The following is a 13144-nucleotide window of genomic DNA, read 5'->3' as shown; positions in this document are numbered from 1 at the left end:
TAGGTGCCCGCTGGGAAGCAGAACCGCCCGTCATTCCGCGGCGGCAAGGGAAAACCTGTCAACCCCCGCGAACAATCGGATGACACCGGCCAGCACCTCGACGCCGGGATCGATCGCGGGCTGCACACCCCGCCCGGCGGAGATCGCCGTACCGTGCTGGAGACTCCTCACCCAGTCGGGAGAGGCTTGGCCGGGTAGTTGCGCAGGACGAGCGAGGTACTGACCGGCCCGAGCCGCCCGATCGCGTCGACGACCTGCTCCAGCCGGCCGGCGTCGGGCGTGTGCACGTCGAGGAGGAAGCAGTCCTCGCCGGTCAGCCGGTACGTCGCGGTCACCTCGGGGAGACCGGCGAACAGTTCGAGCGCCTCCGGGATCCGCGCATGCATCGTCCGGACCCGAACCGCCGCATGGATGTTGAGCCCGATCCGGGCCGGATCCACGACCGCCTGGTACCCGGTGATCACGCCGGACCGCTCGAGCCGCTGGATCCGCGCCGACACGGCCGGCTGCGACAGGTTCACCTTCCGCCCGATCTCGGCGCCACTCAACCGGCCGTCGGTTTGCAGGATCGCCAGAATCTCGCGGTCGATCGGGTCCAATGAATTCGTGGTCGGTTCGCTCATCTGCCTTCAATCCATCAGATCGGGCCCTTGCGAGCCGATGATCGGCCTCATGCTGGCAGCACTCATCACCGACTGGGAGCTGCCTCATGCACTTCATCATCATCCCCGGCCTCGACGGCTCCGACGACAACCATTGGCAATCGCGCTGGGAATCCGGCTGGCTGCGCGGCGCCACCCGGATCGCGCCCGCGTCCTGGACCCATCCCGAGCTTGACGACTGGGCCGCCGCGATCGACAGCGCGGTACGTCGCCACCCGGACGACGACGTCGTCCTGATCACCCACAGCCTCGGCTGCCTCACCGCCGCCCATTGGCTCACCACTGCGTCGCACACCGTGCGCGGGGTCTTCCTGGTCGCGCCACCGGACCAACGCGCCCCCACCTTTCCGACCGCGCTCCTCTCGACTTTCGCCTCGATCGACCACGCTCCCCTTGGGCTCCCCGCCGTACTGATCGTCAGTGAGGACGACCCGTACTGCACGGTGGACGCAGCCGACCGCCTCGCCACCGCCTGGACGGTCCCGCTCATCACGACCGGCCGCCACGGCCACCTCAACTCCGACAGCGACCTCGGCGAGTGGCCGGTCGGCCAGCAGCTGCTGACCAGCTTCGTGGGCCAGTTCGAGTAGAGGACTGATCCTGACCGCTTCCACTCCTAGCGTTGGCGCCAACGCACAGGAGAGGATCCCGCCATGACGAAGCTGAGTCTGCAGGCCCTGAACCGCGCCACGCTCCACCGCCAGTGGCTGATCGAGCGCCAGGACGCGACCGCGCTCGACGCGATCGAGCATCTCGTCGGCCTGCAGGCCCAGTCGCCACTCGCGCCGTACGTCGGGCTGTGGACCCGGCTGAACGGATTCCAGCCGGCCGAGCTCGTCACGTTGCTGGAGGAGCGGCAGGCGGTCCGCGGTTCGATGATGCGGGCAACGATCCATCTGATGTCGAGCCGCGACTTCCTCGCGTTCCGCCCACTGATCCAGCCGCGGCTCGAACGCGAGGTCTTCCAGAACATCACGTACGGGCGCCACCGGCTCGAGGGCCTCGACATGGACGCCGTACTCCGGGCCGGCATCGACCGGATGACCGAGGGCCCGGCGACCGCCGTACAACTCCGCGAACACCTCGCCCCGCTCTGGCCCGACCGCGAGCCGGCTGCCCTCGCCCACGCCGTACGCTGCCTGCTCCCCACCATCCAGACCCCACCCCGCGGCATCTGGGGCAAGGGCGGCAACCCCGCCATGTCCACCGCCGAGCTCTGGCTCGACTCCCCCGTCGATCCCAGCCCCGTGGTCGACGACTTGGTCCTCCGCTACCTGGCCGCCTACGGCCCCGCCTCAGTAGCCGACGCCCAAACCTGGTCCGGCCTGACCCACCTATCCGAAGTCTTCGACCGCCTGGACCTCCGCCAGTACACCGACGCGAGTTCGGGCCGCCCCCTCTACGACCTCCCCCACATCACCCTCCCCGACGAGTCCCTCGAGGTCCCCACCCGCTTCCTCCCCGAATACGACAACCTCCTCCTCTCCCACGCCGACCGCACCCGCTGGATCGACACAGCCACCCGCCAACGCCTAACCCTCCAAGAGGTCCTGACCAAAGGCTCCCTCCTCCACAACGGCCAAGCCAAAGCCCTCTGGAAACTCACCAAACCCACCAAAACCAAGTCCGTCCTCGAGATCGCCCCCTTCACCAACCTCCCCCGCAAAACCTGGCAATCCATCGAATCCGAAGCCCACAACCTCCTAACCTTCACCACCCCAACCGCCACCCACGAGATCACCCGAATCGACACCTAAACCCACAACAGCCCGACCACAAGAGGCCGGGCTGTCGTTACGCGCGATTGAGCCCGCCGCTGCTTGAGGCCGGGCGAACCGCGGGACTCAGCCCCGAGTGTGCGGGGGAATCCCGCCAGATTGCTCGAGCGTGCGGACTCGGTCCACCAACGACGGGGTGTTCGACATCACCTGCGCTCGCCGGCTCTGGTCGCGCCCCAGCATCTGCTGATGCTGCATCTGCCATCCGTACAGGACCTGCACCAGCGTGCTGCCGTAACCCAGCAGCGCTGCCCTTCGGTCGGCCTGCTTGACCTGCCAACGATTCAGCCATGCAAGGAAAGGCGGTGCAATGAACGGCGTCAGGAACAGGACTGGCCAGATATACCCGTGCCCTAGAGCAAAGACGGCGAGGACGAGTCCGATGTAGGCCAGGACAAGGAATCCCCCGATGATGCAACCGACCGCGGGTATGCGCCTCATCAGTCGGGCAACGGCGCGGACGACGATCAATCCACAACGAGCCGGTATCGAGTACCAGAAGCTGAGCATGCTCAGCCATGAACGTCCGCCCAGATGATGACCGAGCTCATGAGCCAGGACTGCTTCCAGATGCGACGGCGGCAGAGTGTAGAGCGCCCACCGCGTCACTGCGACCACGTGACCAGGGGTTGGAGTCGCATTGACCTCATCCGACTCCTGGATCCACAGCGACAACCGTCCATCTCGCACCTCGGCGTGCTGCAGAAGGTGATGCCAGATGGGACCGAGTCGTTCTTGCTCGATCAGAGTCGGTTGGCGTAGGCGGAACAGATACCTGGCGAACAGCGGCTCCGCGGGAGCCACGAAGATCACAGCCCCTGACAACACCCAGAGGACAACAACGATCCAGCCCCAGCCGAAGCCGATCGCACCTGCAATCCAGATGACGAGCACCAAACTCCAGAAGAACCACGGGACGGCTGTCAGCAACGACGTCCACGCGGAAGGTTCCGGGAAGAATGCAGATGCACGAGGGCCTGGACTTGCGGACCCACCATCCGCCGGGCCAGGTGGCGGCAGTTCGCGCGGCGGCTGACCGCCACCTGGAACGCTGTGGTTCGAAGGCGGAGGAGGCCCGGGATAGGAACCACCGGCCCAGCCACCATTTGGGTCGTTGGGTTCACCGGGGCCGGTCATTGGAGACTCTCCTTGTGCGGGTCGAGCGGATCGGCGTCCGGTCCATTATCAGTACAAGGACACGTGGACGTGGTCGAAGTGGCCGCCGGTGGCGTCGGTGGGGTTGTAGACGCCGCCGCCGTTGTAGGGGATCCAGGTGCCGCGGCGCGCGGACCAGATCTTGCCGTACCAGATTACGTAGTGCACGCCCGTCTGGGCGGCTGTCTTGAGGGCCCAGTTGGCGATCTGGTCGCCTCGGGCCTTGGCGGGCGCCGATTTTCGCGCGTCTGTGCCGACCATGACGTCGCACGCCTTCCCTCGAGGATGGTCGCTCGTGGGGTTCCAGGCGTGCGCGTCCCAGCAGCTCAGGCTGAGGGTGCCGAGGTTCTTGCGGGCCCCTGCGACCCAGGCCGCCGTACGCGGAGTGACCATGCCTCCGGTGCCACTCGGGTCTGTCACCGTCGCCTGCTCGTCGGGCCAGACTCCGTTGACCGGTTGGCCGTTGACCAGGCCGCCGCCCTGCTCACAGTTGTCGACCTGCTGGAGTCCCTCGTCGGCCGAGCCAGGCGGTGCTGAGCCCGCCCGGCCGGCGTACGGGTTACCCGAACGGCTCAGGTCGATACCGGCTGCCGACGCGATCTGTCGCGCTTCTTGTTCACGCACTGCATAGCGATCGGGGAAGGCAGACACCTGGACGGCCTGCGCCGCGTCGCCGAGAGCCATTGACGGCCAACCATTGATGTCGACCAGGCCAGGCGGGTTCGGCGCGGCTGAACCTCCGAAGAACGCCTCGGCTGCGTAGTGCGGATCCATGATCTGTTCCCTTGATCCCCAGCCGGCCCCAGGTCGCTGCTGGAACAGACCGACTGAGTCCGCATCGCCGTACGTGAGGTTTTGTAGGTCAGACTCCACCAAAGCCGTCATGAGCGCGATCAGCGTCGCCTGACCGGGCAAGCCGCGCTGAACGGCGACATCGTCGATGAGCTTGGCGAAGGCGACCTGGGTGGCGCGAAGGGGACCGGTCGGATTCGGATTCTCAGCCTGACCGGGACCGAGTGGGAGGCAGGCCGCTTGCGGCTGGCCGGTACCGCCGAAGGGCGCCAGCATCAGCAGGCTCGCGACGCCGATGACCGCCAGAGCTGCGGCGCCTTTGACGAAAACGCCCCTGCTCGCGACCGCTACAAAACCCCGACCGAGATCACGTTCGTCGAACATCGCAATCCCCTACCGTCATGGCCCGGTACCGCCAGACACCTCGCTGATGAGCCATTGGCCGTTCTGATTCACCAGCGTGACGAGCAGGGGTACGTCGAAGCGCTGGGGATGCTTTCCGGTGACGTCGATCGTGACCTTGACGAACCGCGTGATCCGGGCCGGAGTATCGACCGGAGCCTCTGCGTTGGCCGGCGGCGCACTGACCGGCCAGGCGATGACTGTCGACTTCCCCCCGTCGCTCTTGAGTGCGTCGTACGTCGGATCACCCGCCGACGTAAAGCTGGCTGCCACCTCCTGAGTCATGTACTTGGCGCACTTCGCCACCAGCGCCGTATAGGTCTCCGCACTCGGATCGCGGGTGTAGAACGTTCTCGCCCAGGCGCCGACCTTGTCCGTAGCCATAGCCGTCGATTCCGCCGACGGGCGCTGGGTCTGCGGCGGTGGAGTGGTGAGCGGTGGAATGGTGCTGGACGGCGTGGGCTGAGCGGGCAGGGTGTTCGACGGCGCGGTCGGAACGACTACGGAGCGCCCCGGAGTCAGCACGCCGATCGGTGCTCCGTCGCCAGTGCTCTTGCCTCCGAACAGCCGCGGCAGACCGCCGCCGAGACCGAGGATGAGGATCGCCAGAACGACAACGGCCGCCACGATGACCGCAGGACTCATCGGCTCCGCCTGCCGCTGGTCGCGCAACCAGGCCATCCGCTGCGCGTGATCATCACGCCGCCAGTTCTTCTTCGCGCGGCGCCGATCACGAGCCTTGAGCTCGTCGATCTCTTCGGGGTAGTCGTAGTCCGCACTCATCAGCGAACGCCAACTCTCCGGCGCATCCGGGCGCGTCCTGCCCGCGGGATCCTGCCGATCGGCATCCGAGTGGCTAGGTTCTGGGCGGCGCTGGCGTGATCGACTCGCGCCTTCGCGACGGTCTCCTGGAGATCGTGGGTTCCGGGCCATCCGATATCACCGACGCGTCGGCACGTGCACCGTCACGCCGTCCTTCGTGACAGCGGAGTACTCACGGAACCTCCGCTGTTGTGAGGTCGGCGCCTTACGCCGGCTGCGCTGCCCCTTCGGCGGCCCTTCACGCAGGCTCGCGGAATGCGTGTGAATCCTCGGCTCGTACCTGATCTCATTGGCCGGCGCCGGAATAGGCCGCCGAGGATGCCGAGCCTTCGACGCCTCACCGCGCGAGGCCTTCGCCGCAGCATGTCCTCCTGCGGCCGCGACCCCGGCAGCCGTGACCGAAATGGTCCGACTCCCCTCGCCCTTGGACTGCATTCGCGCTCTGGCGAGATTCAAAGCGGACGTGCCCCGGCTCGGAGATGCGCTCGCGGCCACTCTGCCGCCATCACCAGCCGCGGGCTGACCACCCGGTCCGGGGCCGCCGGGCGTCGAGGTCGCATCTGCGCGGCGCCGTTCTGCACCAGTCGTGAGCTCGTACGGCGAACTCCCCGTGGACGCTCGGCCCAGAGAGCCGACAACGGGAGCCTGGCGGTACACACGCACAGACGACACCCGCTGCGGACTCGAGTCTGCCGTCCTGGTGCGATCTCGGTTCCGCTCAGTCGGCGCCGGCGCCGCACCACGGCTGCTCAACGCGCCCATGAACTTTTTGACCGCACCCATTGCGCCACGACGGGCCATCCCACCCAGCATGATGCTGCCCGCACCAGGCCGCATCATCGTCGTAAGGCTGTCGAGCAACCGTCGGAGCCGGAAGCCGACGATCAGCACAACGATGGCCAAACCGGTCACAGGCAGCCAACCGAGCGACCCGGTCAAGGTGAAAACGGCGGTGACAAGGGTCAGAGCCGTGCCAAAGACCAGCATCGCCAAGAATGACTGGAGCACCAGACCAATCAGAGCTTCGAACCAGTTCAGTCCCCACTGACGTGGGCGCCCAGGAATGATCCACAGGCAGGCGAAGAACACACCAACAACAAGTAGCAGGAGCGCACCGATAAAAGCCATCAGCGCCGTGAATGCCAATCCGATGTTCAGGAATCCGAACAATGTGGCTGCGATCGCCGCGAGCATGACCACGGCGGTCCGTCCGAAGGGATTGTCACCCTTGACCCACTTCGCCGTCGGAGAATCCTCACCACCTTCAGCGGGCACGACGACCTTGTTCACGTAGTCCGCTCGGTCCTTCGCATTGACGCCGACGTCGAGCATGCCCTTTCCATATCGCTCGCAGGCTGCGATCGACCCAAATTCCGCGATGCACCACGGGGTAACCGCGAATCCTCGCCAACTCGCGTCCGCTGACTTCCGGAGCAATGTGTCCCTCGGCGTACCCGTGAATCCAGGCTCCGGCCATGGGATGGGGCTCTGCATGGTCGGCCCCAAGGCGTCGGACGAGGCGGACATGACGGCACTCGCACCTAACTGCCGGGCGCCATCGACCCCGCGCAACCAAGTGGCTGGCGCAAGCGCGAAACTGATGCTGAGCACACCAGCGACCAGGACCCATACCAGCTGCCCTAGGGCACTTCCGGTCGCACGCCGCTGGGTGTACGCAACTACGGCGCCGAACGCGAGCGCCGAAGGTAGCAGCCAGCCAACCAATTGACTCCCAGTCGCGCCGATCGTCGCAGATGTGGCGTCCGTCAACGGCTTCACATCGGTGAACGAGAAGAGCCACCATCCGACAGAAATCGCCGCTCGAGTGATGGCGACGATGTACATCATCACGAGGTACGCATATCCGTTGAAGATCATGTTGAAGGTGTCGGATATGCCGGTGTCGAAATCCAGCCCATAAGCCATCGGGCTGTACTGCTCGAAGAGGGTGCGGGTGTCGCCATGGGTCAGGTCGGGGGTCGGGAGTAGGTCGGCGAATCCGGTGGGGTTCGTCGGGCCTTGGTTGGGGTCGGCGGCCAGGGCTACCTGGCTGGTGACGATGAATGAGATTGCAAGGACGGTCAGCGCCGTTCTCGTGCGGCGCTGCCATCTCATGCGACGTGCTCCTTGTCTCCGGAGCTTGGGCGGGCTTCGTCGGTTGAGGTGGGGTCGTTGTAGGCGGGGTACATCGCCTCGTTGTAGGCGGCTTCGTCGGCTTCTTGGTCGTAGACCTCGTCGGGGCCGATGGGGGATTCGTAACGGGCGGGGTGGGCGCGCTGGTGGTCGTAGCCGTTGGGTGTGGCGGAGTTGTTGTGGCCGTTCGATGTGGCGGGGTGGTCGTGGCCGTTGGGGGTGCCGGGGTGATCGTGGCCGTTGGGGGTGCCGGGGTGATCGTGGCCGTTGGATGTGGCGGCGTGGTCGTGGCCGTTGGATGTGGCGGGGTGGCCGTTTTGCTGGGCCACGGGTGTTGCGGCGGCTGGTTCGGCTGAGGCTGGGTGGGGCTCGGCCGGCGCCATCGGGGGGTTCGCCGGGACGGGGGCGTTGGCTGGGGCCGGCGTCGGAGGGGTGGCTGCCGCCGGTGTTTGGGGCTGGGCGGCCGGAGCGTAGGGCCGGGCTTGGGGTGGGGGTGTGGGGGCCGACGAGTGGTTCAGGGTTGCCGGGGCCGGGGTGGTGGGCGGCGTCGCCGGTGTGTCGGCCGGGAGCTTGGGGGCCTGGGTGTGGCCGTTGGCTTGGGCGGTGGCGGCAGGGGCCAGGGTTTCGTCCAGGTCGTCGGCGAAGGGGTCGACGGGGTCCTGGGGGGCCGCGATGGGCTGGGTGGGCTGGTTGGCGTGTTCGGATTCGGGGGTGGTGCGGAGGAGGGCTGCTACGCGCTGGCTGGGGATATCGATCTGGACGGTGGCGACTTCATCCCAGCGGTCGCGCATGATGCAGTGGCCGTGGCGGATGCTCTTGCCGTTGGCGGCGGTGTTGATGCCTCGGACCAGGGTCTGGTACGGCGCGGTCTGCGGCCGACCCAGTAGCTCGAGCAGCGAGTCCACCTGCTCGCGGGAACGCAGGCTGAAAGCGAACAGGGTAGTGATCTGCTCCACCAGGCCAGGAAGCTTCAGGATCGACGCCGGGTCCTGGGTGTCCAGGACCAGGGAGGCGCCGAGCGCGCGGCCGACACGGGCGATGTAGTCGAGGAAGGACGCGCCGTCCGGCGTCTTCGTCAGCAAGTGCACCTCGGGGACGATGACGACCTTCGAGCGACCGCGGAACTCGCGGCGGCCCGTCGTACGGACCATCCAGGCGAGGCAGCCGCGCAGGCAGGCCATGCCGACGCGTTCGATCGGGGACCAGGACTCCGGCGCCGACTCGGGTGAAGGCAGCGTGAGGCCTGGCATCTGGACGACCCAGAGACCTGGGTTCGTGGTCAGGGAGGACAGACCGGACGGCGGACCGGCGACGACCGAACCGAGGCCGGTCTCGACCAGGTCGCGGAGCGCGAAACCGACAGTCCGGGTGGTCTCCGAGTCGGCGGCGCACAGCCGCTGGATCACGCCCCACGACGACGGATCGGGCGACTGGATCTCGGCTCGCGTGGCGGCCATGACCGGCGCTTCGGCCGCGCCACGCAGGTGCGGAGGAAGCAGCAGCATCAGCTGTGACGGAGCCTGCAGCAACGCGTCGTCAACAGGCAACACGCGCAGCAGGTCAGCAGCGCCGGAGAACTGGGCCGTGATCTCAATGAGAGCAGTGGGTACGCCGTACTCCGCAGCGACCGCGGACACACCGGCCGCGTCACCCTTCAGGTCGAGCAGCGGCACCCACGCACCGGCGAAAGCGGAGTCGAGACCACCGAGCATCGCGGCTGTCGTCTTCCCTCGACCGGATCGGCCCAGGAAGAGCGTCGTCGTCGCGTCACCCAGCGCGGATCCGGCGGCCGCGTCGAAACGCACCAGACCGGGCGTGGACCCGGTCAGGTAGCCGATGGCTGGCCCGGTCGCGTCACCGATCGACGCGCCGCCCCAGAACCAGGACCCGAAGAACGCGGTCGACTCCCGGACGTGGCCGAGGTCGGGCACACGCAACTGGTCACCCGGCAAGGACTCCAGCCACAGGTCACGCTGCTCGTCCGCGCCGGCGGCCACGGTGATGCCGCGGTCGGCGTAGTGCGCGATGACGGCGTCGACGTACGCCTCGAGGTCCTCGCGGCTGTCCGCGCTGACCAGCAGGCGCGGGTGGTCCTCGACCAGGGTCAAACCGCTGCGGTTGATGTCGCGCTTGACCTCGCGCATCACACGCTCGGTCTCGACGATCTCGTCGGCGGTCTCCTCCGCGGTGCCCTTGGCTGCGGACCTCCGTTGTTCCTTGGCGCTCTTGCGGGTCTCGTCGACCAGGCTCCGCGCGGTCTTCTTGGTCAGCACCCGGAACCGGACGGACGCCTCGACGGTCACGTCGATCTCGTCGCCGTCGTCGTCGATCGCCTTGATCTCCGACAGCGTGCGCAGCCACTCCCCCGCGCCCGGAGTCTCGAGCTCCTCGGGGAAGTCGGTCATCGCGAGAACGGTCGTGTACGCCGCGATCTGGCCGCGCGCGTCGTAGATGCGCAGGTGATCGGTGTACGGCACGACGCGGCCGGAGGTGAGCCGGGCCAGCGAGGCGCCGGTGATCAGGCCGCGACGCGGCGCGGCGACCGCACCACGGTGCATCTCGCGGCTGATCAGCCAGGAGATCACCTCGGCCGGCGCGGTGTGCGCCCGCCAGACGGTCGAGCCGAGCTGCCGGCCGAGCTTGCGGACCCGCTCGTCCAGGTGGGCGAGCTCACGGGCGCTGACGCGCCAGGACGTCGTACCGAGAGCGTCGCTGATCGAACCCCGCACCTGGGCGGTGGCGCGGGGGTCGCGGTCACTGAGGTGTACGCCGAGGGCGACGTACCGCTCCGGCATCCGCATCTCGTCGATCCGGTCGGCCCGCGTCTGGGCCCAGTCCTCATGGTCGCCGAGCCGGTAGTGGCCGGCCACGGAGTCGATGTAGTCCTGGCCGGTCGAGCGGCCCCAGACCACCTTCAGGTGGCTGAGGCGGTCGCCGAGGATGGTCGCGGCGGCGCTCACGGCCGCGTCGAGGGCGGCGTCCTGCTCGGCCTCGGTGGCCAGGTCGGTGTTCGCCACCGAGATCAGAAACCACGCCTCCGCGCTGCGCTCGGTCACCAGCAGACCGTCGGCGATGGCGACGAGACGAGGTGGCGGCAGGCCGCGCTCGCGGCCGACCCCCACCAGGTTCAGGAGCTTGTCAGCGATCTTCATCTGTCCCTCTTCCCAGACGACGTCCTGCGACTCACCCGTTGCACATGGTCCGCCCCGAGCAGGCGGGCACGCTGGTTCACCGTGATGTCCGCGCCGGCGCGGACCATCGGATCCAGTTCGACCACGACCTCGCGTTCCCACTCCGGGGTGACCCTGGCCTTCGCCAGGTTCGCCACCTTCTGCGTCGCGATGCGCTCACGCCATGGCAGGTACTCCGTCTTGTCGGCGGCCCGGGCGCCGAGACCGATGATCGGGCGGTGGGCGCGCAACGCATAGCGGACGGCCAGCGCCCACTCGGTCACGCGGCGGCGGCGTTCGTGGAACTTGCCGGCCCGCCAGCCGAACGCGGTGATCACGAACGGCGGCACGACGTACAGACTGACGGTGCCCTTTTGCGGCACCCCGATGAAGGGGAACAGCAACGCGATCCAGAGCAGGATGATCACCGCACCGAAGATGATCATCCGGCGCCGGGCGCCTTCACCCAGGTCGATACCGAGCAGGTCGTACTGCCGGGTCTCGATTTCGAAGTGGTGGGTCAGGGTACGACCGACTCGCATTCAATTACCTCCGGAGACCAATCCCCAAAAGCCCTTGAGCACATTGATGGTCTGGTTATTGGCGTAGATCAGCCCCCCGACCAGCACACCGGCCGCGATATGGCCGAACAGCTCACCCCACTCCCGTTTGAAGTAGTGCCCGATCGCGCGCAGCACGAGGATGGCGATGAAGATGTTCCCCGCGATGACCAGGACCCAGTCCTTGAAATCCGCGCCCGTCGGGACGTTGCTGTTGGCCAGGGGCACGGCGAGCTGAACAACGCTCGCTGCCAGTTCGTGCGTGATCATTGCGGTGTCTCCCTTGTTGCCTCGGTCATCCGACGGCTGGTCGCTGGTGTCATCCGACGGCGGCCACTTGCCATCGTTGCGCTCCGTCCGTGGCGACAGTACGCCTCAGCGTGAGCGTGTAGGTCTGGTCGAGGGTGGTGTCACCCGCCCCGTCCCAAGTGACGGCGGCGGTCGCCTGCCGCTCGTCGTCGTTGCCGGTGAAGACTTGCCAGTCCTTGAGTTCGCCGAACTTCACCGCACCGTTCAGGCTGCGGATGGTCGAACCCGGTGAGGTCACCGCCGACACCTTGTTGTCGGACTCGGCGTACGCACTGAAGAACGCTTCCGCATCCTTCCGCGTCGCGCCGGTCAGATCGTCGTCCGGTGCGCCGGCCTCCGGCATGTTGTCGGGCAACGCTGCCCGCACGTCCGGTACGAACGTCGGCGGCCCGCTGGCCACCACCCGTGAATCGGTCCGGGCGACCGGGACGGACAGTCGCTCCCAGGTGACCGGGCCGGCCGCCCAGTTCTTGCCCTGCTTGACAAACGAATGAATCTTGACGCGTACGTCGACCGCCGCGGTGACTCCGTTGGCGTCGGGCTTGACCTCACCCGGGTACGCGATGTCGGCGGTCTGCTTGCCGCGACCGTTCCACCCCGCGCGGGTGTCCAGGCCGGCGGCCAGGTCGAGACCGATCTGGTTGGGCCGGGCGTCCGCATTGTCCTCGTCCCAGGTGAGGTACGAAACGGCGTACCGGGTCGCGACGGCCCGAGCCTCGTCGGACGGGAAGCTGCTCTGCCCGCTGACAACCGTCTCCGGTGTCCGGTTCGGGCTGATCCAGGAGCGAACGCCGCTGATCGCAGCCAGCAGCAGTACAACGACCACCAGGCCGCGGAAAAACCGCCTCGCCCACGTCGAGAACGACGACTCCGACTCGGTCGACCAGGGTGCCTGCCCTGGCTCGACCACATCCCGGGCCGGCACCGGAGCCGAGCGAGCACCATGCGGCGATCGCTGTTTCAAACGTTCGGGTGGACGATGTCCAGCGGACTGATCCGGCGGACGGGCACCGGACGGCTCCGGCTGACGGGCGGCTGGACGGCGGGGCGGCGCCATCACGCCACCGGCCGGCGGCGGGGTCTGTGGTGCCGAGTATTGCGCCGCTACGCCCTGCGCCTGGCGAGGGGTGGGCGACACCGGACCATCGGGGTGGGCCCACCACTCCGGTGCGGTGCTCTGCGGGCGCTTCTTGCCCGGCTTCTTCGTACGCCGCTGTTCCGACCAATGCTCGCCTTTTGGCGGCAGATTCAGCAGCGTTCGCCACCAACTCATCGCCTACCTGCCCCTCAGACAGCAGTTACGCGGACAGTAGCCGAGAGGATACGGCAAGCAACTGTCCACTGGGAGACCTGAGACCAGG

The 13144-nt window shown here is 67.5% G+C and carries 11 protein-coding genes; 2 read left to right on the top strand and 9 right to left on the bottom strand.

Features of this window, described 5'->3' with window-relative positions; translation table 11 throughout:
- Nucleotides 1–167 precede the first annotated feature (167 nt).
- Nucleotides 168–623: an Lrp/AsnC family transcriptional regulator gene (locus OG558_RS27460; protein WP_329475486.1), complete on the bottom strand. Its 456-nt coding sequence runs from the start codon at nucleotides 621–623 to the stop codon at nucleotides 168–170.
- Nucleotides 624–709: 86 nt separating this feature from the next.
- On the opposite strand from OG558_RS27460, the gene OG558_RS27455 reads away from it, so the two are divergent.
- Entirely contained in the window at nucleotides 710–1252 is a 543-nt protein-coding gene (locus OG558_RS27455; protein ID WP_405065589.1) for an RBBP9/YdeN family alpha/beta hydrolase, read from the top strand.
- A 63-nt stretch (nucleotides 1253–1315) separates the two neighbouring features.
- A complete protein-coding gene (locus OG558_RS27450) occupies nucleotides 1316–2419 on the top strand; it encodes a winged helix DNA-binding domain-containing protein (RefSeq protein WP_405065588.1) in 1104 nt (367 codons plus the stop codon).
- A gap of 87 nt (nucleotides 2420–2506) precedes the next feature.
- Here the strand turns inward: OG558_RS27450 and OG558_RS27445 are convergent, their stop codons facing one another.
- From OG558_RS27445 to OG558_RS27410, 8 genes are all read right to left on the bottom strand, one after another.
- Entirely contained in the window at nucleotides 2507–3334 is an 828-nt protein-coding gene (locus OG558_RS27445; RefSeq protein WP_405065587.1) for a M48 family metalloprotease, read from the bottom strand.
- 291 nt (nucleotides 3335–3625) lie between these two features.
- A complete protein-coding gene (locus OG558_RS27440; protein ID WP_405065586.1) occupies nucleotides 3626–4771 on the bottom strand; it encodes a hypothetical protein in 1146 nt (381 codons plus the stop codon).
- Nucleotides 4772–4786: 15 nt separating this feature from the next.
- Complete coding sequence (locus OG558_RS27435; protein WP_405065585.1) at nucleotides 4787–5572, bottom strand: hypothetical protein; 786 nt, start codon at nucleotides 5570–5572, stop codon at nucleotides 4787–4789.
- Between the two features lie 156 nt (nucleotides 5573–5728).
- Nucleotides 5729–7726: a hypothetical protein gene (locus OG558_RS27430; RefSeq protein WP_405065584.1), complete on the bottom strand. Its 1998-nt coding sequence runs from the start codon at nucleotides 7724–7726 to the stop codon at nucleotides 5729–5731.
- Nucleotides 7723–10896, bottom strand: a complete 3174-nt coding sequence (locus OG558_RS27425) for an ATP-binding protein (protein WP_405065583.1) — start codon at nucleotides 10894–10896, stop codon at nucleotides 7723–7725. The genes OG558_RS27430 and OG558_RS27425 overlap by 4 nt, the downstream gene beginning before the upstream one ends.
- Nucleotides 10893–11456: a hypothetical protein gene (locus OG558_RS27420; protein WP_328522146.1), complete on the bottom strand. Its 564-nt coding sequence runs from the start codon at nucleotides 11454–11456 to the stop codon at nucleotides 10893–10895. Before OG558_RS27420 ends, OG558_RS27425 begins: the two co-directional genes overlap by 4 nt.
- On the bottom strand, nucleotides 11457–11744 hold the full coding sequence (locus OG558_RS27415) for a hypothetical protein (protein WP_329475477.1): 288 nt from the start codon (nucleotides 11742–11744) through the stop codon (nucleotides 11457–11459).
- Nucleotides 11745–11793: 49 nt separating this feature from the next.
- Entirely contained in the window at nucleotides 11794–12708 is a 915-nt protein-coding gene (locus OG558_RS27410) for a conjugal transfer protein (RefSeq protein WP_405065582.1), read from the bottom strand.
- Between the last annotated feature and the right edge of the window lie 436 nt (nucleotides 12709–13144).

Origin of the sequence: Kribbella sp. NBC_01510, from assembly GCF_045040325.1 — a bacterium.
Taxonomy (GTDB): domain Bacteria; phylum Actinomycetota; class Actinomycetes; order Propionibacteriales; family Kribbellaceae; genus Kribbella.
Note: the sequence above shows the minus strand (reverse complement) of the source record. Positions and strands in the feature narration are given on the sequence as shown.

What these genes read in the sequence shown, in the direction of transcription:
- OG558_RS27460 (WP_329475486.1), bottom strand. Translation starts at nt 623, where the DNA reads ATGAGCGAACCGACCACGAATTCATTGGACCCGATCGACCGCGAGATT.
- OG558_RS27455 (WP_405065589.1), top strand. Translation starts at nt 710, where the DNA reads ATGCACTTCATCATCATCCCCGGCCTCGACGGCTCCGACGACAACCAT.
- OG558_RS27450 (WP_405065588.1), top strand. Translation starts at nt 1,316, where the DNA reads ATGACGAAGCTGAGTCTGCAGGCCCTGAACCGCGCCACGCTCCACCGC.
- OG558_RS27440 (WP_405065586.1), bottom strand. Translation starts at nt 4,771, where the DNA reads ATGTTCGACGAACGTGATCTCGGTCGGGGTTTTGTAGCGGTCGCGAGC.
- OG558_RS27435 (WP_405065585.1), bottom strand. Translation starts at nt 5,572, where the DNA reads ATGAGTGCGGACTACGACTACCCCGAAGAGATCGACGAGCTCAAGGCT.
- OG558_RS27430 (WP_405065584.1), bottom strand. Translation starts at nt 7,726, where the DNA reads ATGAGATGGCAGCGCCGCACGAGAACGGCGCTGACCGTCCTTGCAATC.
- OG558_RS27425 (WP_405065583.1), bottom strand. Translation starts at nt 10,896, where the DNA reads ATGAAGATCGCTGACAAGCTCCTGAACCTGGTGGGGGTCGGCCGCGAG.
- OG558_RS27420 (WP_328522146.1), bottom strand. Translation starts at nt 11,456, where the DNA reads ATGCGAGTCGGTCGTACCCTGACCCACCACTTCGAAATCGAGACCCGG.
- OG558_RS27415 (WP_329475477.1), bottom strand. Translation starts at nt 11,744, where the DNA reads ATGATCACGCACGAACTGGCAGCGAGCGTTGTTCAGCTCGCCGTGCCC.